22 protein-coding genes are annotated in these 21,420 nt (G+C 58.5%); 19 read left to right on the forward strand and 3 right to left on the reverse strand.

Features of this window, described 5'->3' with window-relative positions; all coding sequences use genetic code 11:
- Positions 1-198 precede the first annotated feature (198 nt).
- The 8 genes from K5R88_RS26045 (at position 199) to K5R88_RS26080 (ending at position 7,801) form a co-directional block, all read left to right on the forward strand.
- The gene (locus tag K5R88_RS26045; protein ID WP_032828589.1) at positions 199-708 is read left to right on the forward strand and encodes a disulfide bond formation protein B; all 510 of its coding nucleotides are present in this window, start codon (positions 199-201) and stop codon (positions 706-708) included.
- A gap of 828 nt (positions 709-1,536) precedes the next feature.
- Positions 1,537-2,481: a ubiquinol oxidase subunit II gene (cyoA, locus tag K5R88_RS26050; protein ID WP_008025394.1), complete on the forward strand. Its 945-nt coding sequence runs from the start codon at positions 1,537-1,539 to the stop codon at positions 2,479-2,481.
- 3 nt (positions 2,482-2,484) lie between these two features.
- Positions 2,485-4,515 carry a cytochrome o ubiquinol oxidase subunit I gene (gene cyoB, locus K5R88_RS26055; RefSeq protein ID WP_008025397.1) on the forward strand — a complete coding sequence of 677 codons (2,031 nt, stop codon included), beginning with the start codon at positions 2,485-2,487 and terminating at the stop codon, positions 4,513-4,515.
- A gap of 3 nt (positions 4,516-4,518) precedes the next feature.
- Positions 4,519-5,145 (forward strand): cytochrome o ubiquinol oxidase subunit III, encoded by a 627-nt coding sequence (locus tag K5R88_RS26060; RefSeq protein ID WP_008044529.1) that lies wholly within the window; start codon positions 4,519-4,521, stop codon positions 5,143-5,145.
- On the forward strand, positions 5,146-5,481 hold the full coding sequence (gene cyoD / locus K5R88_RS26065; RefSeq protein ID WP_008025399.1) for a cytochrome o ubiquinol oxidase subunit IV: 336 nt from the start codon (positions 5,146-5,148) through the stop codon (positions 5,479-5,481).
- An 11-nt stretch (positions 5,482-5,492) separates the two neighbouring features.
- Positions 5,493-6,380 carry a heme o synthase gene (cyoE, locus tag K5R88_RS26070; RefSeq protein WP_008025400.1) on the forward strand — a complete coding sequence of 296 codons (888 nt, stop codon included), beginning with the start codon at positions 5,493-5,495 and terminating at the stop codon, positions 6,378-6,380.
- A gap of 346 nt (positions 6,381-6,726) precedes the next feature.
- Entirely contained in the window at positions 6,727-7,365 is a 639-nt protein-coding gene (locus K5R88_RS26075) for a DUF6036 family nucleotidyltransferase (RefSeq protein WP_226298632.1), read from the forward strand.
- The gene (locus K5R88_RS26080; RefSeq protein ID WP_226298633.1) at positions 7,349-7,801 is read left to right on the forward strand and encodes a hypothetical protein; all 453 of its coding nucleotides are present in this window, start codon (positions 7,349-7,351) and stop codon (positions 7,799-7,801) included. The genes K5R88_RS26075 and K5R88_RS26080 overlap by 17 nt, the downstream gene beginning before the upstream one ends.
- Before the next feature lie 106 nt (positions 7,802-7,907).
- On the opposite strand, the gene K5R88_RS26085 is transcribed toward K5R88_RS26080, so the two are convergent.
- Positions 7,908-9,326 carry an aminotransferase-like domain-containing protein gene (locus K5R88_RS26085; protein ID WP_226298634.1) on the reverse strand — a complete coding sequence of 473 codons (1,419 nt, stop codon included), beginning with the start codon at positions 9,324-9,326 and terminating at the stop codon, positions 7,908-7,910.
- A 148-nt stretch (positions 9,327-9,474) separates the two neighbouring features.
- On the opposite strand from K5R88_RS26085, the gene K5R88_RS26090 reads away from it, so the two are divergent.
- From K5R88_RS26090 to K5R88_RS26135, 10 genes are all read left to right on the forward strand, one after another.
- Positions 9,475-10,575: a hypothetical protein gene (locus K5R88_RS26090; RefSeq protein ID WP_008043746.1), complete on the forward strand. Its 1,101-nt coding sequence runs from the start codon at positions 9,475-9,477 to the stop codon at positions 10,573-10,575.
- Between the two features lie 42 nt (positions 10,576-10,617).
- Positions 10,618-11,898 (forward strand): biotin carboxylase, encoded by a 1,281-nt coding sequence (locus tag K5R88_RS26095; protein ID WP_223450797.1) that lies wholly within the window; start codon positions 10,618-10,620, stop codon positions 11,896-11,898.
- Positions 11,899-11,947: 49 nt separating this feature from the next.
- Positions 11,948-12,445 carry a RidA family protein gene (locus K5R88_RS26100; protein ID WP_008025407.1) on the forward strand — a complete coding sequence of 166 codons (498 nt, stop codon included), beginning with the start codon at positions 11,948-11,950 and terminating at the stop codon, positions 12,443-12,445.
- Positions 12,446-12,527: 82 nt separating this feature from the next.
- Positions 12,528-12,995, forward strand: coding sequence for a cupin domain-containing protein (locus K5R88_RS26105; RefSeq protein ID WP_226298635.1), 468 nt, complete (start codon positions 12,528-12,530; stop codon positions 12,993-12,995).
- Between the two features lie 207 nt (positions 12,996-13,202).
- Positions 13,203-13,847, forward strand: a complete 645-nt coding sequence (gene yfcF / locus K5R88_RS26110) for a glutathione transferase (protein ID WP_223554796.1) — start codon at positions 13,203-13,205, stop codon at positions 13,845-13,847.
- Positions 13,848-13,878: 31 nt separating this feature from the next.
- Positions 13,879-15,219 carry a KamA family radical SAM protein gene (locus K5R88_RS26115; RefSeq protein WP_226298636.1) on the forward strand — a complete coding sequence of 447 codons (1,341 nt, stop codon included), beginning with the start codon at positions 13,879-13,881 and terminating at the stop codon, positions 15,217-15,219.
- Positions 15,220-15,243: 24 nt separating this feature from the next.
- The gene (locus K5R88_RS26120; protein WP_226298637.1) at positions 15,244-16,116 is read left to right on the forward strand and encodes a branched-chain amino acid aminotransferase; all 873 of its coding nucleotides are present in this window, start codon (positions 15,244-15,246) and stop codon (positions 16,114-16,116) included.
- A gap of 21 nt (positions 16,117-16,137) precedes the next feature.
- Entirely contained in the window at positions 16,138-16,896 is a 759-nt protein-coding gene (locus K5R88_RS26125) for a TauD/TfdA family dioxygenase (RefSeq protein ID WP_008025417.1), read from the forward strand.
- 67 nt (positions 16,897-16,963) lie between these two features.
- Positions 16,964-17,923, forward strand: coding sequence for a diiron oxygenase (locus K5R88_RS26130; RefSeq protein ID WP_192420442.1), 960 nt, complete (start codon positions 16,964-16,966; stop codon positions 17,921-17,923).
- Between the two features lie 13 nt (positions 17,924-17,936).
- Complete coding sequence (locus K5R88_RS26135; RefSeq protein WP_226298638.1) at positions 17,937-18,737, forward strand: N-acyl homoserine lactonase family protein; 801 nt, start codon at positions 17,937-17,939, stop codon at positions 18,735-18,737.
- 110 nt (positions 18,738-18,847) lie between these two features.
- Here the strand turns inward: K5R88_RS26135 and K5R88_RS26140 are convergent, their stop codons facing one another.
- Both K5R88_RS26140 and K5R88_RS26145 read right to left on the reverse strand, forming a co-directional pair.
- The gene (locus K5R88_RS26140) at positions 18,848-20,278 is read right to left on the reverse strand and encodes an aminotransferase-like domain-containing protein (protein ID WP_226298639.1); all 1,431 of its coding nucleotides are present in this window, start codon (positions 20,276-20,278) and stop codon (positions 18,848-18,850) included.
- Between the two features lie 221 nt (positions 20,279-20,499).
- On the reverse strand, positions 20,500-21,204 hold the full coding sequence (locus tag K5R88_RS26145; RefSeq protein WP_008025424.1) for a hypothetical protein: 705 nt from the start codon (positions 21,202-21,204) through the stop codon (positions 20,500-20,502).
- On the opposite strand from K5R88_RS26145, the gene K5R88_RS26150 reads away from it, so the two are divergent.
- The gene (locus tag K5R88_RS26150) at positions 21,204-21,398 is read left to right on the forward strand and encodes a hypothetical protein (RefSeq protein ID WP_157214346.1); all 195 of its coding nucleotides are present in this window, start codon (positions 21,204-21,206) and stop codon (positions 21,396-21,398) included. The two genes, K5R88_RS26145 and K5R88_RS26150, sit on opposite strands and share 1 nt — an antisense overlap.
- The last annotated feature ends 22 nt before the right edge of the window (positions 21,399-21,420 follow it).

Below are 21,420 nucleotides of genomic sequence, written 5' to 3' on the forward strand. Positions count from 1 at the left end.
ATGCATTCAACTGTGGGAGCCAGCCTGCTGGCGATGCGGTCGTGGGATCATGCAAATCTCTGGAAACTGATCGAATTTAATCCCTTCTTAACCACCTTATCGTTTATTCCCCGACATCTATTCCACACGCCCCGGGCTCTCCAAGGTCCGGGCCAGCGTGTAGACTTCCGGTCAATCGATATCTAGAAGGGAAACGCAATGAGCGAGGAAACGATGCGGTTGGGCCGTGAGCGGCGCTACCTGGTGTTGCTGGGCATCATCTGTCTGGCGCTGATTGGCGGCGCGCTGTACATGCAGATCGTGCTGGGCGAGGCGCCGTGCCCGCTGTGCATCCTGCAACGTTATGCCTTGTTGCTGATCGCGATCTTCGCGTTCATCGGCGCGGCAATGCGCACCCGCCGCAGCATCACGGTGTTTGAAACCCTGGTGGTGATCTGCGCCCTGGCAGGCGTCGGCGTAGCCGGGCATCACGTCTATACCCAGTTCTATCCGGCGGTCAGCTGCGGCATCGATGTGTTGCAACCGATTGTCGATGGTCTGCCGCTGGCGAAGATCTTCCCGCTGGGGTTCCAGGTCGATGGTTTCTGCTCCACGCCGTACCCGCCGATCCTCGGTCTGTCACTGGCACAGTGGGCGTTGATCGCCTTTGTCCTGGTGGTGGTGCTGGTGCCATTGCTCACTTCGCGCAACCGCAAGGCACTGCGCTGAGGTCATTCGCGGTATCGCTGTGCAACACATGAAAACGCCCCGGCCCTCGTTGAGAGAGCCGGGGCGTTTTGCCATTCAGGGCTCGGGTAAAAAGACCTTGATGCGCGACAAGAACGGGTGCGGCGCATGTGCGACATGTTGTCACAGCGCGAGTGTCGCAAGGCGTTTCAGCGTGTCGGATTGGTATGCGTAGACGCAATGAAAATGGTCTTCTGATTTCGCAACAGGCTTTAGCGCTCTCAACCTGGAACAGGCAGTTTTAACAGGCCTTGGCAAATTGCCAGAGCCCTTGTCACATGGGGGCTTAGGCAGGGTAGAGGGCAGAGGCAGAGCTTTCGATACTGTCTGAACTGCGCGTGGTAGCCCTACTTATTTTGGTGTTTTTGTTGAGAATGAATTTCGATAAGATGCCGCACTTTTGCGAAAACCGTTAATGATTGTTGCTGGAATGGATAAAAATTATTTCGGGATGAGACATGGTTTATGAATCGTTACATATCTACAATCGCCCGCACTGAATTCCCGGCACTGCTCACCCTGCTTCAGGTGCTTGAGCAGCAATAGGACGTCGAGGGGCCGGATGGCTTCATGCGACTCCTCTGGTGTCGGTGCCTTCCAACTATCCGCACCAAATGGAATTGGTCTGTAACAAGGCCTTTGACCACGAATTCGAATAAGAACTCACCGCTTGCCCAGGAATTGTCGAGCAGCGTCTGACGCGCGACGGGCGGCCCTTATTCAATCCAAGAAAATGCCAACCCTTGGCAGGGTGAAGTGTTGGCGATCAAAACCCAACTGCATTGCGCAAGCTGCTTTAGAGGTCGTGAGATGAGTAAAAACAGGTACCCCAGACTACTAGGCTTATTGCCGCTGATCGGCACGTTGTTGCTGTCAGGCTGCAACATGACCTTGCTCGATCCCAAGGGCCAGGTTGGCCTGGACGAGCGAAACCTGATCATCACCGCAACGCTGCTGATGCTGTTGGTCGTGGTTCCGGTCATCGTCATGACCTTCCTGTTCGCCTGGAAATACCGCGCGTCCAACACCGACGCCGTGTACACGCCGAAATGGTCGCACTCCACCAAGATCGAAATCGCGGTGTGGGCTGTTCCAGTGCTGATCATCATTGCCCTGGGTTATGTCACTTACAAGTCGACCCACGCACTGGACCCTTACAAGCCGCTGGTCTCCGACGTCAAGCCAATCACCATTGAAGTGGTCGCGCTGGACTGGAAGTGGATGTTCATCTATCCGGAGCAAGGCATCGCCACCGTCAACAAGATCGTGTTCCCGGCGCACACGCCGATCAACTTCAAGGTGACTTCGGACTCCGTGATGAACTCGTTCTTCATCCCGGCGCTGGGCGGCCAGATCTACGCGATGGCCGGCATGCAGACCAAACTGCACCTGATCGCCAACCAGAACGCTGAAATGGACGGTATCTCCGCCAACTACAGCGGCGCGGGTTTCACCGGCATGAAGTTCAAAGCTATCGCCACTTCCCAGGAAGATTTCGACGCCTGGGTCAGCGAAGTCAAAAAGGCACCTAAACAGCTTGAAAAAGCTGAATACGAAGCCCTTTCCAAGCCAAGCCAGAACAACCCAGTCGAGCTCTACTCCTCGGTCACGCCGAACCTGTTCCAGATCATCGTCGACAAGTACGAAGGCATGAAACCAGGCAAGCCGATGCACCACGAGAAGAAAGAGCACGAAGTGGCCGCCATGGAAGGGATGGACATGAGTTCGCATTCAGCTGCCGGGGCAGAGGAGTAAACGATGTTTGGTAAATTAAGTTGGGAAGCGGTCCCGTTCCACGAGCCGATCGTGATGGTGACCATCGCCATGATCGCGCTCGGTGGTCTGGCGCTGTTCGCTGCAATCACCTACTTCAAGAAGTGGACTTACTTGTGGACCGAGTGGCTGACGTCGGTCGACCACAAGAAAATCGGCGTGATGTACATCATCGTCGCCATGGTCATGCTGCTGCGCGGCTTTGCCGACGCCATCATGATGCGTACCCAGCTGGCCATGGCCACCGAGGGTTCGCCTGGCTACCTGCCACCTGAACACTATGACCAGATCTTCACCGCTCACGGTGTGATCATGATCATCTTCATGGCGATGCCATTCTTCACCGGCCTGATGAACCTTGCAGTGCCGCTGCAGATCGGCGCGCGTGACGTTGCCTACCCGTTCCTGAACTCCCTGAGCTTCTGGTTGCTGGTATCCGGCGTAGTGCTGATCAACCTGTCCCTGGGCGTCGGCGAATTCGCCAAGACCGGCTGGGTTGCCTATCCACCGCTGTCGGGCCTGCAATACAGCCCTGGCGTGGGGATGGATTACTACATCTGGGCGCTACAGCTATCGGGTCTGGGTACGACGCTGACCGGGGTTAACTTCCTGGCGACCGTGCTGAAAATGCGTACCCCTGGCATGAAGCTGATGGACATGCCGATCTTCACCTGGACCTGCACCTGGGCCAACGTCCTGATCGTGGCTTCGTTCCCGATCCTGACCGCTACCCTGGCACTGCTGACGCTTGACCGTTACATGGATTTCCACATTTTCACCAATGAACTTGGTGGCAATCCGATGATGTACGTCAACCTGTTCTGGGCCTGGGGTCACCCCGAGGTTTACATCCTGATTCTGCCGGCGTTCGGGATCTTCTCCGAAGTCATCTCGACCTTCTCCGGCAAGCGTCTGTTCGGCCACCACTCGATGATCTACGCCTCGGGCGCGATCTCGATCCTGGGCTTCATGGTCTGGCTGCACCACTTCTTCACCATGGGTTCGGGTGCCAGCGTCAACGCCTTCTTCGGTCTGGCGACGATGCTGATTTCGATCCCGACGGGGGTGAAGCTATTCAACTGGCTGTTCACCATCTACCAGGGCCGTCTGCGTTTCACCAGCCAGGTTCTGTGGACCCTGGGCTTCATGGTGACCTTCGCCATCGGCGGCATGACCGGCGTACTGCTGGCCATTCCGGGTGCCGACTTCGTTCTGCACAACAGCCTGTTCGTGATCGCGCACTTCCACAACGTGATCATCGGCGGCGCGGTATTCGGTTACATCGCAGGCTTCGGCTTCTACTTCCCTAAAGCGTTCGGCTTCAAGCTGCACGAAGGTTGGGGCAAGGCAGCGTTCTGGTTCTGGATCACCGGCTTCTTCGTCGCGTTCATGCCGCTCTATGTACTGGGCTTCATGGGCATGACCCGTCGTCTGAACGCCACCACCAACCCTGAGTGGGTGCCGTACCTGTACGTCGCCATGTTCGGTGCGGTGATGATCGCCGTCGGCATCGCTTGCCAGCTGATTCAGCTGTACGTCAGCGTGCGTGATCGCAACAAGCCAGAAAACATGTGCGAACACGGCGACCCGTGGAATGCACACACCCTGGAATGGTCGACCTCGTCGCCACCACCGTTCTACAACTTCGCGGTCCTGCCAAAAGCAGAAACCATCGATCCGTTCACCGAAGCCAAGGAAAACGGTACTGCGTACAAGGCTCCGGCCAAGTACGAGCCGATCCACATGCCAAACAACACCGCGACCGGTGTGGTCATGGGTGCTCTGTTGACCGTGTTCGGTTTCGCGATGATCTGGCACATCTGGTGGTTGGCTGCATTCGGCCTGATCGGCACCGTGGTGTACTTCGTGATCCACGCTGCACGTGATGATCAAGGCTATATGGTGCCGGTCGACGTGATCGAGCGCATCGAAGCCGAGCAGCACAAGCGTCTGGTAGCGGCCGGGAAAGTTCCAGCCACCGCCACCCGTGTTGAAACCTCGTTGGAACAGGCTTAAACCATGTCGAACTTAGTGACCAATGCTGGACACACCCATGTCGATGGACATGGGCACGATGACCATCACCACGACTCGGGCGAGATGACCGTATTCGGTTTCTGGCTCTACCTGATGACCGACTGCATCCTGTTTGCATCGATCTTCGCGGCGTACGCGGTACTGGTTAACAACGTAGCGGGTGGCCCGTCGGGCCACGACATCTTCGAACTGCCTTACGTACTGGGCGAAACCGCTCTGCTGCTGTTCAGTTCGATCACCTACGGCTTCGCCATGCTGGCGTTGTTCAAGGGCAAGAAGAACCAGGTCCTGGGCTGGCTGGCCATGACCTTCCTGTTCGGCGCCGGCTTCATCGGCATGGAAATCAACGAGTTCCACGTGTTGATCTCCGAGGGCTTCGGTCCTAGCCGCAGCGGCTTCCTGTCCGGGTTCTTCACCCTGGTCGGCACCCACGGTCTGCACGTGACCAGCGGTCTGATCTGGATGGCGATCATGATGTACCAGGTGCAGAAAAACGGCCTGACGGCGACCAACAAGACCCGTCTGAGCTGCCTGAGCCTGTTCTGGCACTTCCTGGACGTGGTGTGGATCTGCGTATTCACCGTTGTTTATCTGATGGGGACTATGTAAATGGCTAACGCTCATTCCCACGATAGCCACGACGCCGGCCACGGCAGCGTCAAGTCCTACGCTATCGGTTTCATCCTCTCGGTCATCCTGACAGTCATTCCTTTCGGTCTGGTGATGTACCCATCGCTGCCGAAAGCCTTGACCCTGTGGATCGTACTGGCCTTCGCAGTGATCCAGGTGCTGGTGCACCTGGTGTACTTCCTCCACCTGGACCGTTCGGCCGCGCAGCGTAACAACGTGATTGCGTTTGTGTTCGCCGCGATCGTGATCGTCCTGCTGGTTGGCCTGTCGCTGTGGATCATGTTCAGCATCCACACCAACATGATGGCGCACTGAGGTAAATCCGGATGTCCTTGAAGCACTTTATCCAAATCACCAAACCGGGGATCATTTTCGGTAACGTGCTTTCAGTGGCAGGCGGATTTTTCCTGGCCTCGAAAGGGCATGTCGATCTGGCCATCTTCCTGGCCGCCATGATCGGCACTTCCCTGGTGGTGGCATCCGGTTGCGTGTTCAACAACTGCATCGACCGCGACATCGACATCAAGATGGAACGCACCAAGAACCGGGCGCTGGTTCAGGGCTTTGTCTCCCTGAAACTGGCCCTGGCCTTCGCGACCGTCCTGGGTGTTGCCGGCGTTGCGTTGCTGTACAAGGTGGCCAATCCGTTGGCTGCGCTGTTCGCCGTGATCGGTTTCGTCATCTACGTCGGCTTCTACAGCCTGTACCTCAAGCGCAAGTCGGTTCACGGCACGCTGGTGGGCAGTCTGTCGGGCGCGATGCCGCCGGTGATCGGCTATGTCGCGGTGAGCAACACCTTCGACATGGCTGCACTGACGCTGCTGGTGATGTTCAGCCTGTGGCAGATGCCGCATTCCTATGCCATCGCGATCTTCCGCTTCAACGATTACCTGGCCGCATCGATTCCGGTGCTGCCAGTGAAGCGCGGGATTCAAGTGGCCAAGAAGCACATCCTGATCTACATCCTGGCCTTCCTCGTGGCGACCTTGATGCTGACCTTCAGCGGTTACGCCGGCATGAGCTACCTCGCCGTCGCCGCGGCCATGGGCATGTACTGGTTGTACATGGCCTGGACCGGCTACAAGGCAGTGGATGACACGGTCTGGGCACGCAAGCTGTTCGTGTTCTCGATCTTCACCATTACCGCGTTGAGCGTGATGATGTCCCTGGACTTCAAAGTGCCGACCGAGCTGTTGCTGACGTACGCGCCTTAAGCGTTGGATGCTGTAAAGAAAAACCCCGCCCTTTGAGAGAAGGAGCGGGGTTTTTTATTGCCCGTATTCTGGTGGACCGAGTTGCCTGCATCGCGAGCAAGCTTGCTCCTGCAATGGATCGGCGTTGCTCCACATCTTGAGCACGACACAGACCCCTGTAGGAGCAAGCTTGCTCGCGATGGCGGTCTGACAGACGACAACGATTGATCGGTAAAACTGCAGAAACTTCCCACACAGCTTTCAGGTTGTCGGTCGGAAGTCGCCTCTCTAACTTCGGGACGTGCGCAATTAGCGGCAGAGGTATTCGCGCGCCGCGCCACGCTCCGAGAGTACTAGAGGATCGACAATGGCAGTGCAGGACGCAATTACCCCGAGCGTCAATACGAGTAAGGCATTGGGCCAAGCTCTGATTTCGATGTTCAAATCCCTCGAAGCGGAACTGGTACTTGAGGGAGCAGAGTCGGGGGCAGTCAAAATTATCGTGTTTGGTGGTTGTGCAGTTCATCTGTATACAAATCATCGTTTTTCGACAGACGTCGATGCCGAGATTTACGAGGCAAATGTCCCTGAAGCTCTTCACCTTCAAACCATGCTTGCGCAGATACCCGAGCAGTTTGTGGATGAGCAGTCAGGTCGGTTAATGGAGCTGAACTATGACCTCCAGTACAACACCAGTTTCGGCCCAATTCACGAGGATTATTGGGAGCGGAGCCTTCCGCTCACGGAGTTTCCAATTGAATCGCCTCTGTACGTGCACATAGCGGCACCGGTCGATATTGCGATATCAAAACTGGGCAGAGCGACCGAGCAGGACGTCAGCGATATCAGGGCGCTTCTGCGGAGCGGCTTCATACTGAGTGCCGATTTCCATCGGCTGGCATTGCAGGCAATTGATGTATATGTTGGGAATAAAGAGCCTCCAACCTCCGTTTTAACTCAAATTCTGGAAGACTACCTGGAGAATACGGATGAAGAGTTCGTTTGATGGCCACGTCCTCTCATCGGCCTTGGACACACTGGTCAAGAGCCCATTAAATCAAGCCGATGACACTGCGCTGGTGAGTGCCGCGAAAGAGGTCTGGTACTCAAACTCGAATCTGAAAAGTGAAGTCACGGCCTTTTTGAGTTGCCACACGGATGATGTGGAAGTTCGTCGAGCAGGCTACTTGCTTGAGCGATTCACTCGCTTTGCCTGCGTTTCCGAATGCCGCGTGTCGGAAGCCCTCAGTGCCCTCGAGCTTTTTACGCATTCGACATCCAGGCAGGCGGTTATGCCGATGGCTGTTCTACCACTTCGCCTTCGTCGGGATGAGCTAGCCGTCTCGTGGGGGTTGAGTGAAGGGCTTGGGTTGAAGGCTCAAACGCTCATGCCTTTCCAGACTCGGCATTATGAGGCCGAGCAGCGTGCGACTAGGAGTTGATCCATGAGAGCGGTCGCTGGGGATGTCATGCCGCAAGAAAATTATGCCGGACACGAGCTCGGCCACAACACATAACCGCTCGCTCCTACAGGACGGTGGTGGTCAGTTATTCACTTGGTGTGTCGAGCAACCGAAAAAACCGCTCCCGCACCTGAACGTTGTCGCTGTGCGCCACGTTGAAACGCAGGAAGTGGCTGGCATCCGCTGCTTTGCTGAGCAAGGTGCCGGGCGCCAGCACCAGGTCGATGTCCAGGCCTTTCCTCGCCAGCGTTTCGGCATGATGCCCTTCGGGCAATCGCGTCCAGATAAACAACCCTTCATGGGGCAGCGATGACACCGAGCAACCGGCTTCCATCAGCCAACTGCTTACCCGACTGCTCGCCTCGTAAAGCCGATCCACCGTGCGCCGGGTGTGTTTGGCGTAGCTGCCGTCGCTGAGCATCGTGCAGATAATCTGCTCCGCCAGTTCCGACGTCATGCCACCGCATGCCATTTTCAGGGTGACCATCCGTGCCGCCAGTTGCGGCGAAAGCACCGCATAGCTGACCCGACTGTTCGCCGTCAGGGTCTTGGAGAAACCGGAGACGTAACTGACATTGTCCAGCCCGCCCGCTGCCAGGCGCGGGGTCGTTCGTTGCTGCATGTCGCAATACAAATCGTCTTCGAGGATGTGAAAACCGTAACGGTGGCTCAACTCCAGCAAGCGATAGACCTGCGCCGGGGAGAATGAGTGTCCGGTCGGATTGTGCAGGGTGTTATTGGTCATGTAGAGCACGGGCCGATGGACAATCAGCAATTGCTCGAAGGCGTCCAGGTCCATGCCGTCCGCGCCACGGGGGATGGTGATGACCCGGGCGCCATGCAGGGCCAGGTTGGTGTGCATGGTGAAGTAACACGGATCGTCGAGCAGCACCGTGTCGCCGGGTTTGACCAGCAGGCGCATCAGCATGTCGATGGCCTGCACGGTGTTGGCGGTGGTGATGATCTGGTCCACCGGCACTTCGATGCCCAGGGTCGCCAGTTTGACCCGCAACGCTTCGCGCAGCGGCAGGTAACCGGCGGCTACGCCGTATTCGCCCATGCGCAGGGACGTTGCGCGCAGGGTGCCGCGCACGGCTTTGAGCAGTTCGTCCGCCGGTAGCCACGATGAAGGCAGAAAACCGGCACCGGGGCGCAGCGAGCCGTTGTCCTGCAGCACCGCGCGGCGGACCACGCTGAGGGTGTCTTGAGGTTGCAGGTCCGGGCCGGCATCGGTCTTGAGCGTGGCGCTGGAGCGGTGCACGTAATGCCCCGACCCCTGGCGTGAAACCACCAGACCCTTGGCGCGCAAGCGGTCCAGCGCATCCACCACGGTGGACTTGCCCACGTTCATCAACTCGGAAAGTTCGCGAATCGGCGGCAGCCGCGAGCCGTGAGGCAGCCCGCCCTGGCTGATCGCTACCGACAATTGATCGACAATCTGCTGGACCAGCGGCACACCCGGCTGGAACTCGATGGCGGCGATCACTGCACGCTGAACCTGCATTTTACTGGTCTCTCCGGCAGTAAAGTTCGTTTGATTCTATACGAACTTGCTCTGATGAAATCAAGCGACTCTCTCTACCATCACCTTACAGACTTTCCTGATTGTTCGCGCTGAACGCCTGAACAATCGCTGGTTCCAGAGGTGTTGCATGAGTGTTCAAACAACGGTCGCCGTCGCTAAACCGGTGATCAATATTCGCCTGTTCACGATCCGGATCATCACCGCCGTGTCGCTGTTTGCCGTGCTGGGCAAGGCCAACGTCTGGCTCGACACCGCCACCAACAGCATCCTCGCCCTCGGTTATCGGGCGTTGCTGTTGCTGCTGCCGCTGACGTTATTGGTGCTGGGCCGTCGCTCCCTGAGCGTCACGTTGTTGTGCGCCGCCCTCGGGTTGGTGTTGCTGGCGGTCACCAGCAACCAGGGCATGGTGATGTTCGCCGCCGCGCTGTTCGCCTACGGTATCGCGATTGCCGGTTACCTGATCAAGAGCGAAGCCGCCCAGACCAAGGAGGGCGCGGCCTACAACCGCGTCGCCATGAACATGGGCAGTCTGGTGGCGGGGTTGATCCTGCTCTCGCCGCTGCTGACCCCGACCCTGTTTTTCCTCGGCGCAGCGGGCTTCGTCCTGCTGTGCCTGCCCATCGCCATGGGCGCGACCTTCACCTCCCAACCGGTGGTTGCCAGCCCGGTCACTCATGACGGCAGCGGCTGGCGCAACAAACTGCCATGGGTGATCGCCGGCATCATCATGGGCATCAAGCTGTTCGGCGTGTTCTCGATCCTGCCCCAGGCAATCCTGCTCGAAACCGGCGAACTGCCGGCCTGGTATGGGCTGATGCTGATCCTCAACAGCGCCGTGGTGGTCTTCGCCCAGGTGCCGGTGATGAAACTGATCGAGCGCACCGGGCGCTTCAAAGTGGTCGCTGTCATCGGGATCATCATCGGCGGCTTCGCGGTGCTCTCGTCGCCGGGCGCATTCCACGTCGAAACCCTCGTGGGCGCGTTGATCTGGGTCGCGCTGCTGTCCATCGCCGAGTGTGCGTTCAGCTACCTCGATTACTTCTCCGTCAAACAAAACAACATGTTCGTCAAGGAAGTGTCCCTGGGCGTCGGTGCCGGCCTGACGGTGCTGATCATGCGGGTCATGCCGCCGCCCTATAGCGCCCTGGTACTGGCTGCCATCGGCGCGGGAGGCATCCTCGCCTGGTACTGGCTCAACCGTAGATCCAACGCGTCGCTGCACGACTGAGTCACCGCGTTTGCGTTTTTTACTCCACAGGTCGGAGGCTTCATGAATACGACGTCATGCGTAGTGGTGGTCGGGTACAACGGCAATCGGGTTCACGACATCCAGAAACTGCGCGAACTCTGCAAAACGCTCTACAACGCCCGGTTGATCCTGCTGGTCGAGAAGATTCAGCCCGATGACGACCAGGTGGCCGATCACGTCTGCAGCACGTCGCTGGCGCCGGAAGACGTCACCGAATCCCTGGAACTGGTGGCGGGTTGCTTGAGTGCCGATCACTGGAAACTGATCGGCGTGCTGCCGTTTTCCGACCGTGGCGTGCTGCTCGGCGCGGCGCTGGCGAGTCATTACGGCTTGCCCGGCATCACCCCGGCCGAGGCGCGTGCGGGGTTGGACAAACAAATCTTTCGCAAGCTGGAAGCGGCGGCCGAGCGTTCGCCGGAAGATTATCGTCCGGTGTTTTCCGTGCGCATCGAAACCCTTGCCGAGCTGCGTCAGCGGGTCGTCGAACTGGGCGGCAAAGCCTTCATCAAACCTGCCTGCGAAGGCGCAAGCAGGGGCTGCCGGGTCATCCATCATCCGTCCGAATGCGACGAGGCGTGGCAGGCACTCAAGCCGTATCGCGAGGGTGGCATCGTCCTTGAAGAACTGATTCAGAACGCCCGGGAATACAGCTGGGATTACGTTGCGGGCAGCACGTGGGTCACGGAGAAAACCACCACGGAAGGCGCCTATCGCGCAGAAATCCAGCAAGTGGTGCCAGCACCGCTGGCGGCAGACGTGCAAGCCCGACTGGCGGCTGCCGGTCGACACATGTCCGGGTTGGTCTCGCAGGCTAACGGCGCGTACCACAACGAGGTGTTCCTGCGCAGCGACGGCCTGACGTCGGCGGTGGAAACCAACATGCGCCCCGGCGGCATGCACATCTGGGACCTGGCCCGCCTGGCGTTCGTCGATTTCGATCCGTGGGAGCGCTGGGTCAGGTGGGCGGTGGAAGGCAAGACCGACCCGCGCGATCCCGTCGCTCGGGGCTATTGCGGCATCCGTCTAGTCCGGGCACCGGCCGGCGGACTGCTGCGCTACGTGCCGGACATCGAGTCCCTGGCCCGGGACCTGAACATCGAGCTGGTAGAAGCCGTTTACACCAAACGCCTCAGTGATTCGGTCACCGCACTGGTGAAGGACAACACTTCGTTTATCGGCCACATCGTGTTGTTCAGCGAAGACTACGCACAGCTCAGCGACAACCTGCTGCGCCTGGCTGACGCGATCGAATCACGTGTCGAGGTCACAAGCCTGGCGGCCCCGGCGAGAGCCGCGGGTTGAGTCTCCCGGACCTGCGTTTTGGTATTTTTGAGTTGAGAGGATTGTTTCAATGATCGAGCAAAAAATGACCTGTGATGAGCGCTTTATAGCCCTGGCGAAAGAGCTGGACTATGACATCTACGGCGAAAACACCGCGGGTGGTCATTACGCGCCGCTGATTCGGCATCACGATGAGCTCTATCTCAGCGGCCTGGTACCGCGCATGACCGGCGAAATCCGCTACCCCGGCAGGGTAGGGCTGGAGCTCAGCCTGGCCGATGCACAAGCAGCCGCCAGTATCAGCGCCATGCGCGGGCTGGCCTTGATCGTTGATGCCATCGGCTCGCTGGACAAAATAAAGTCGCTGATACGTATCACGGTTTACGTGAAGTCCACGGCGGACTTTGTTGACCTCAGCGAAGTTGCCAACGGTGCATCGGATGTCTTCAGTCATGTGCTGGGCGATGCGGGCAAACATACTCGAACCACTGTCGGCGTTTATCAGTTACCGAAAAATGCCGCCGTAGAAGTTGACATGATTGTGGCGCTTCGACCTTCGGTTTTGTGAGTGTTAGTGCAGTGGCTTTACAGTGATCAATTGTTCGCCTAGTGTCTGGTCACTTAAGTCGCTCATAACTCGGTGTTTACGGATGAATAACATTCAAGGTGGTTTTTTCTCATATAAGGACTTTCGCCAGAGTTTAACCCGTCCACCGGTGAGTGCACGGGTGTGGAAGGGCGATGAACTTACCGATATGCGCCAGAGCCTTGCGGCCAGCGAGGTCGATATTGTCGCGCTGGCTCACCATGACAGCAGCGAAGGTTGCAAGTTGACGCCAGGGATGGCGGTGTCGATGCAATGGTTGAACCCCGGCACCGAACTGAACGGTCATGCCCATTCGTGGTGGCACCTGTTCATCATTCAGTCCGGCAGCGGCACCTTGACCCTGGGCGATGCCGATGCAGTGAACATCAGCCCCGGCGACGTGTTGCTGGTACCGGCCTGGACCCGGCACGGCTTCGTCAACACCAGCGTCACTGAGCCGCTGGCCATGCTGAACATGAGCAACATGCCCCAGATGGCGTTGCTCTCCAATGCTGCAGACGCCACGGTCTGACACGCTCGATCTTCACCGTCGTCACCCACAGGGAGTCCGCATGCGCAGGCTCCCTTTTTCATTTCTGCTACCTAGGCAGGCCATGGCTGTTTTGACTTTCTGTATCCGTAGAAACAGATAATTTCTGTATCTGTTCAGCACCTGAGCAACTAACTACGATCGATTCCAATGCAACGGATTATTGTGGTTAGTGCAAGGGAGCGTTCTATGGATAGTACGAAGCTGAAACTGTATGTTGGCGCAGATTTTGTCAGTGCTTTTGCAATGTCGGCATTTGTAGCGCTGAAAGAAAAGCAACTTTCATTTGAACTTGTTAAGGTTGATTTAAAGGCGCGTGATAACTACCTGGCGAGTTATCGTGATGTATCGCTGACCTGCAAGATTCCCACGCTGGTTCATGACGGTTTTGCACTGTCGGAATCTTCGGCCATTGCCGAATACCTGGAAGAGATAGCGCCGGGGCATAAAAAACTGTTCCCGCTCGACATCAAGCAGCGCGCTCGCGCCCGTCAACTCCAGGCCTGGTTGCGCAGTGATTTGTTGGTGATTCGCAAAGAGCGCCCGGCGGACCTCATCTACTTCGGCAAGAAAGAAACCCCGTTGTCGGACGACGCCCAGGCCGCTGTCGCAAGGCTGTTCTTCGTCGCGGATCGGTTGCTGGAGGAGGGGGCCGATCACCTGTTCGGTGACTGGAGCATTGCCGACACCGACCTGGCAATCATGCTCAATCGACTGCTCGCCAATGGCGACCGCGTTCCTCAGCGGCTCGCGGCCTATGTGCGTCGGCAGTGGGATCGCGACAGCGTTCGGGCATGGATGGACATAGAGCGCGCAGCGCCGGCCATCCAGTAACTAACGCCAGGCAATCACCAGGAGCGCTGCCATGCAGGGACCGTCGGAGCTGGAAAGATACAAACCCTACAACTCACGCACCATTCGCGACACGCTGTACTGGCAGAAGCTGACGCCAGCGTTGCAGGAAGCCATGACCGTGGTGGCCCGTGTCATGCCGTTTCGCACCAATGAATATGTGCTGGGCACGTTGATCGACTGGAACAACATTCCGGACGATCCGATTTTTCGCATGACCTTTCCCCACAAGGACATGCTGCTGCCGGACGAATACGCGTCGCTCAAGCAACTGATCGAACGGGATGACGCCGTCGCCATCAAGCGGCGGATCGAGGCGATCTGGTTGCGCATGAACCCGCATCCGGCCGGTCAGCTGACGCACAACGGCGCGACCCTCGACGGAAAAGTCCTGCCGGGCATTCAGCACAAGTACCGCGAGACCGTGCTGTTTTTCCCCGGTGCCGGTCAGACGTGTCACGCCTACTGCACGTTCTGTTTTCGCTGGGCGCAGTTCATCGGCGAAGAGGAGCTCAAGTTCAACGCGCGTGAGTCCCAGGAGCTGGTGAATTACTTGCGGGTGCACACTGAAGTGACGGATGTGCTGATCACCGGTGGCGATCCGATGATCATGAACACCCGTTCGCTGGCCGGTTACATCGAGCCGCTGCTGGCGCTGCCGCACCTCAAAAGCATCCGCATCGGCACCAAGTCCGTGGCGTATTGGCCACAGAGGTTTGTCAGCGACAAGGATGCGCCGCAGCTGCTGGATCTGTTCAAGCGCATCGTCGCTGCCGGGAAAAACCTGTCGGTCATGGGGCACTACAACCACCCGGTCGAGATTCGCCAGGACATTGCTCGGCAGGCTGTCGAACGCATTCGTTCCACCGGCGCGACGTTGCGCATGCAGGCGCCGGTGATCCGCCACATCAACGAGAACCCCGGCGATTGGGCCGAATTGTGGACTGAAGGCGTGCGGCTGGGAGCGGTGCCTTATTACATGTTCGTCGAGCGCGATACCGGGCCCAGCCACTATTTTGCGATGCCGCTGGCGCGGGCGTTCGAGATCTTCCAGGCGGCCTACCGCACGGTGTCCGGGCTGGCGCGCACCGTGCGCGGGCCGTCCATGAGCACCTTCTACGGCAAGGTGTTGATCAACGGCATCGAGACCGTGGCCGGGGAGAAAGTCTTCGTGCTGCAGTTTCTCCAGGCTCGGGACCCGCAATGGGTATTGCGCACGTTCTATGCGCGCTTTGATCCGAACGCGACCTGGTTCGATGAGTTGCGGCCAGCGTTTGGCGAACGTGCGTTCTTCTTTCAGCCAGAGCCTGCGGCAGTGCCCGAATTGATACCGGTCCTGCTCGAAACGGCGTAGGACGATTCATCAGGAGATAAGGATATGAGCAGTATTCCGTTTGATCAGCGAGAAGGTTTTATCTGGCTCGACGGCGAGTTCGTCGAGTGGTCCCAGGCGCGACTGCATGTGCTGAGTCACGGCCTGCATTACGCGAGTACGGTGTACGAAGGGGAGCGAGTCTACAACGGCAAGATCTTCAAGCTGCGCGAACACAGCGAGCGGCTGTATCGCTCGGCACAGTTGATGGATTTCGCGATTCCCTATGAGCTGGCCGAACTGGAAGCGGCCAGTCATGAACTGCTGCAACGCAACAACGTCGTGGACGGCTATCTGCGGCCGGTGGCGTGGCGCGGCAGTGAAATGATCTCGACCTCGGCTCGTTTCAACCGCGTGCACGTGGCGATCGCCTGCTGGCAATGGCCGAGTTACTTCGACCCGGCGGGGCACATGGGCGGCATTCGCTTGAAGACCGCGCAATGGCGGCGTCCGCCACCCAGCAGCAGCCCGTTCGAAGCCAAGGCGTCCGGGCATTACCAGATCGCCACGCTCAGCAAACACGATGCGGAAAACAACGGTTTTCACGACGCGTTGATGCTCGACTGGCGCGGCCACGTCGCCGAAGCCACCAGCGCCAACGTGTTCTTCGTCAAGGACCGGACGCTGCACACGCCGCTACCCGATTGCTTCCTCAATGGCATCACCCGCCAGACCGTTATCGAGTTGGCCGGGGAGCTGGATTACCAGGTGGTCGAGCGCACGATTCTTCCCACAGAGCTTGGCGATTTCGATGAGTGTTTTCTGACGGGGACCGCCGCCGAAATCACCCCCGTACAGAGCATCGACGAGCAGCGCTACCGACCAGGCAACGCCTGCCGCGAATTCATTGCCGCTTACACCTCAACCGTTAACGCCTGATAAACCGCCAGGAACTTCACCATGTCAGATCAAGGGATTGTTGCGTCTACACCTTACGTTTCACTGGGCCACCGCCATGACGAATTGTCGTCCCGCGGCTGGACGGTACTGACCCCGGCCGAATTTGCCTACGATGTCGTCGGCACATTGCAGGCGTTCGGTCAGATCATTCCGCAATTCAACGGGCAGACGGCCTTCGCCATTACCCGCAAACCGGGGTACGAAGCGTTGCCGTACTCCCAGAGCATGAACGGCATCGGCCCGCACACCGAAGCGCCGGTCTACGGCCCACCGCCGCGTTATCTGGCGCTGCATTGTCATCATCAGGCCACGTGCGGTGGCGGACATACCGGGTTGGTCGACGGGATCGAGTTTCTGGCATTCCTCGAACGCACGGAGCCCGAGCTGCGCGAATGGATCGACGACACGCCCGTGGAGTTCGTGGCCACCGCCAAACCGGGTGAAGTGGCGCAAACGCGGGTCAAGGAATACATCCTGACGCCTACAGAGGACGGGGACATTTTCCGCTTCAGCTACAACCAGTTTCACTACGGCGATGTGAACCCTTCCGAGGAGGATCTGCAGCAATCGAAGGTGACGAACAGCTCATCGCCACTGGCCAGGTTCGCGATGCTCGGCGAGGAATACTTCATCCAGCACAACACACCGGTGCTGATTCCCGACGGCTGCATGCTGATTTGGGACAATTGGCGAATGATCCACGCCCGCAGTCGATACACTGACCCGGCGCGAAACCTGACCCGCTACTGGCTGGCCTGATTCATCCGTCGCCCACAATTCCATCGGCGTACCCCTCGGCGGGTACGCGTCTTACAGGTATCGCGTCATGCAAACAGCAATCGAGATCGCCAAGGTCGATCATCAACTGGTCGTGCGGCTCAATCAGGCCTGGACCAAAAGGGCCACGGTGTGTGCGCCGGACAAGGCCTCGGTCAGCGAAACGTTCGACCCGGCGCGCCCGGATTACCCGGAGTGCATGGTGCCGTTTTTCCATCACCCGAAATTCCAGGCCCTGAGCGACGAGCTCAAAAGCACCGTGGTGACCTGGGGCTGGATCGGCTACAACCTGCGCACGGTCACGGCCGAAGAGCATGTGGTGAACCCTGCGCTGAGCGTCATCGCCAATCAATACCTGGGCAAAAACGACTGGCATTTTCGCGAAGCGATGCAGCAGACGTTGATCGACGAGCACTACCACACGCTCATGCATCTGCGGGCCATCGAACGGACCAAAGAGGATCGAGCGCTTGATCAGGATCTGGACCTGCCGCCGTCGGTGACCTATCTGCGTCTTGCCGCGCTGCGTGAGGAATTGCCCGAGCAGTGGCAGCGCGATCTGGCGGCGATCACCTTCGCGGTAGTGGCCGAGATCAGCGTCAACGCTTACCTGGATCTGCTGGCCGACGATCAAACCATTCAGCCGCAAAATCGCCGCGTGGCAGAACTGCACAACCGCGACGAATATGCCCACAGCAAGATTCTCGCGGAAGTGGCGAAGGTCATGTACGCCAACATGCAGCCGCCTCAACGGGCATTTTTCGCACAGACGTTGTCGGTGGCGCTGAGTGCCTTTGTCGCTCAGGACTACTCGATGTGGGAGGCGATTCTGACGCAGCTCGGCGTCGAGGACGCGGCACTGATCATTGCCGACACCCGGGAGAGCAACAAGAACGCCACGATCATGCGCGACTACAGCGGCCTGCATCGTCTGGCGCAGGATCTGGGGATTAGCGACGAGATCGATTTCGACTTCCGTCCGACCCTCAAAACCGCTGCAGTGGCCTGATCGGGAGGTGAATATGTCCGTTCCTGTGTACGAAGTGTTCGCCATCCGAGTCGGCGCCAATGCCCAGCGCACTGCCCGGGAGAACTTTCTTTACGACTCCTGCTGCGGTGATCCGAATGCGTCGATGCCGCTGGATTACTACTTCTGGGTCATTCGTAATGAGCAGCAGGTGATTGTGGTCGACACGTGCTTTCAACCCGCGACAGCGGATCGGCGCAACCGTCAGATGTATCGCCTGCCGGAAGAATCCCTACGTCAATTGGACATCGATCCGGCGCAGGTCGAGAACCTGATCCTCACCCATTTGCACTGGGACCACGCCGGCAACCTGGGGTTGTTTCCGAAAGCCACGGTGCATTTGCAGGAAGCGGAGCTGCGCTTCTGCACCGGTCCGAAAATGGCCCATCGCACGGTGAACAAAACCTACGAGGTCGAGGATGTGATGTCGGCGTTGCCACCGTTGTTCGAAGGCCGGTTGCGCTTGCATACCGGCACGGTCGAGGTGGTTCCCGGCGTGACGCTGCACCCGGTAGGCGGGCATACGCCGGGTAGCCAAGTGGTGCGGGTGAACACCGCACGCGGGTGGATTGTTCTGGCATCGGATGCGGCGCATTTGTGGGCGAACATTCGTCAGCGCAGTCCGTTCCCGATCATTGATGATCTGGCTCAGACGCTGGAAGCGTTTATCGAAATCGACCGTTTGGCCGACGGCGAAGACCACGTCATTCCCGGCCATGACCCGTTGATCGCCGAGCGCTTCCCGCATTGGAACGATGACCCGCACATCATCTGCCTGCACGCCAATCCCTTGTAGGAGCGAGGCTTGCCCGCGAAGAACGATAACGCGGTCATTCAGGAGAACCGCATTATCGTTCTTCGCGGGCAAGTCGGAACGCCGCACCGCTCGCTCCTACAGGAAATACGTCAGCTCTGGTTTTTGAGGAGTTGGCCTAAGGTCGCCAGCGCCTCATCAATCTTCGGCGAATACGGCGCCCCACAACCGATCCGCACAAAGTGACTGAAGCGCTGGGCATTGGAAAAGATATCCCCAGGCAAAATCTGGATGCCCACCTTCAACGCCGCATGAAAAAACGCCATGGACGCCTGTTCAGCCGGCAGTTCCACCCACAACAACGTACCGCCCTGTGGATGGGTGATGCGGGTGCCCGGTGGAAAATAGCGAGTGATCGCCGCACTCATCTGCTGGCGCTGCTGTGTCAGCGTTTTCCTCAAGCGGCGCAGGTAACGTTCGTAGGACGGCGTCTTCATGAACGCGCTGACCGCCAGTTGCGACAACGCTTCACAACCTCGGGACTGCGTGTGTTTGAGCATTTCCACGCGGTCGTGCCATTGCCCGGCGCTGATCCAGCCCAGGCGTATGCCCGGCGCCAGCGTTTTGTTCAGCGACGCGCAGTAGATGACGTTGTCGGTGCGGTCCCAGTGTTTGAGCGTGGATAACGGCTGCTCGGTGTCCACCAGGTCGCCGTAGGTATCGTCTTCGATCAGCACGGTGCCGTGCTCGGCACACAATTGCACCAGCCGCGCCTTGTGGGTGTCGGGCATGATGCTGCCGAGCGGATTCTGCAGATTGGGAATGACGATCAGCGCCCGAATCCGTTCGGGGCCTTGCAACAGCTGTTCGAGCGCGAACAGATTGATGCCCGAATGGGCCGTTGCCGGGACTTCGAGCACTCGCAAGTTCAAACTTTCGAGAATTTGCAGCAGGCCGTAAAAGGTCGGGGATTCCACGGCCACGGTGTCGCCGGGGTGGGTCACCGCACGCAAGGCCAGGTTGATCGCTTCGGTCGCGCCGTTGGTGATCACCATTTTTTCGGCGCTCAGGTTGGCCTTTGCCGTCAGCGCTCGTCGGGCAAGGATGTTGCGCAACTCGATGTTGCCGCAGGTCGGGCCTGTCGCACCCAGCAGTTTCTGATCCTGACGCAATGCCTTGCTCATATGGTCTTGCAGAATCTTCAACGGATAGAGTTCCGGCGCGCAGTAGGCGCTGGCGAAATTGACCTTGACCGTCGCGCGTTGGCTGGCCTTGAGCACCGATGACACTTGCTCGTGAATGCCGAGATAGACCTCGGTATCAAGGGGCGCAGGCGTTGTGGTCACGACCGGTTTGGGCAAGGTGTCCGGCTGGCGAATGTAGTTGCCGGAACGCGGACGGGCTTCCAGGACGCCATAGTCCTCAAGCTCCCGGCACACCTGCACCGCGGTCGACAGGCTGACGGCGTGTTTTTCCATCATCAGCCGAATGGAGGGGAAGCGTTCGCCGGTTTTCAAGGTGCCGCTGCGGATCGCGTCGAGGTAGTGGTTGGCTAACTGACGATACAAGGGGGTCGGGTGCATGATGACCTCAGCAATCGCACCACTGAGGTCTTGGGCTGGAAAGAAAGTTGACGTTCCCCGCAGGCGGACCCGTGGTGCTCAAGGGTTAAGGGAAGTTTTTTTCTGGCGTCGATACACAGAGAGTAATCGCGCTTTTGCCGGAATCGCGGGCAATAAAAAGCCCCGCTCTAGGGCGGGGCTTTTAGGTCAGTGGCGCGTGAGGCGCTGCTGAGCGGGAAGTGTTACTGCGCGGCGATGCTGTAGCCATCGAACGCGGTTTGCTGCTGAAGCGCGGTGATGATGTTTTTGCGGTTAACGGCGTGTTCAGTTCCGCTACTGTCCAGGAACGATTCGCTTTCCAGCTCTGCTTCATCGCCTTCGCCGACAAAGGTAAAGCCGAGGAACTCCAGGGCCTCACGGTCAACGTTCAGACGCGAGCGCGGAGTGCGCAGCGGCAGCGTGACGCTGATGCCGTCCTTGCTGATGGTGAACACTTCGACATCTTTCTTGGCGCGGGCCGTTTTGCTCTTGCCACTGGTTGGGTTGCTGATGGCCTGATGCGTCTGGTTCAGTACTTTCAGGGCCAGACCGTAGACGATCTCCTGAAACGCAGGATCGTCCTTGAAGCTGGAAAGGATCCGGCTGATCGAGAATTTGCTGCTCAGGTCTTCAAGGGCCGCGATATCGGCCGCCTCTGCGTCCTTGAGTTGCTTGAGTTCGCCCATCAATTCATAGGCTTTATCGTCGTCGAAGCGGTCGTGGGCCTGGCGAATCGCGGCGCGCAGCTCGCGGATCTGGTCGCTTTCCCGGGTGGACTGGAAAGCGTCCAGCACCATCTCGGCGATGGTCTTGGCCTGGGGCACGTGCTGTGAAAGATTGATGGAGTTTTCGTATTCCGCTTTGGACGACAAGGTGACTACGGATTCAGCGGTATTGGAATCGGACATTGAAATTTCACTACTTCTTTAACTTGAATTGGGGCGAAAAAGCACAGGGCTTTTTCAGGCCGCCTAATCTATTGGACCTGCGCGGCGTTGTCACGGGTGAACAGGCGAGCGGGCAAAAGAACTGGCTACCACCACCTTGTAGGAGCCGGCTTGCTGGCGATGGCGGCATGTCAGTCGATACCAATATTGACTGACCCTCCGCCTTCGCCAGCAAGC

It is taken from the genome of Pseudomonas sp. MM213, from assembly GCF_020423045.1.
Lineage (GTDB): Bacteria > Pseudomonadota > Gammaproteobacteria > Pseudomonadales > Pseudomonadaceae > Aquipseudomonas > Aquipseudomonas migulae.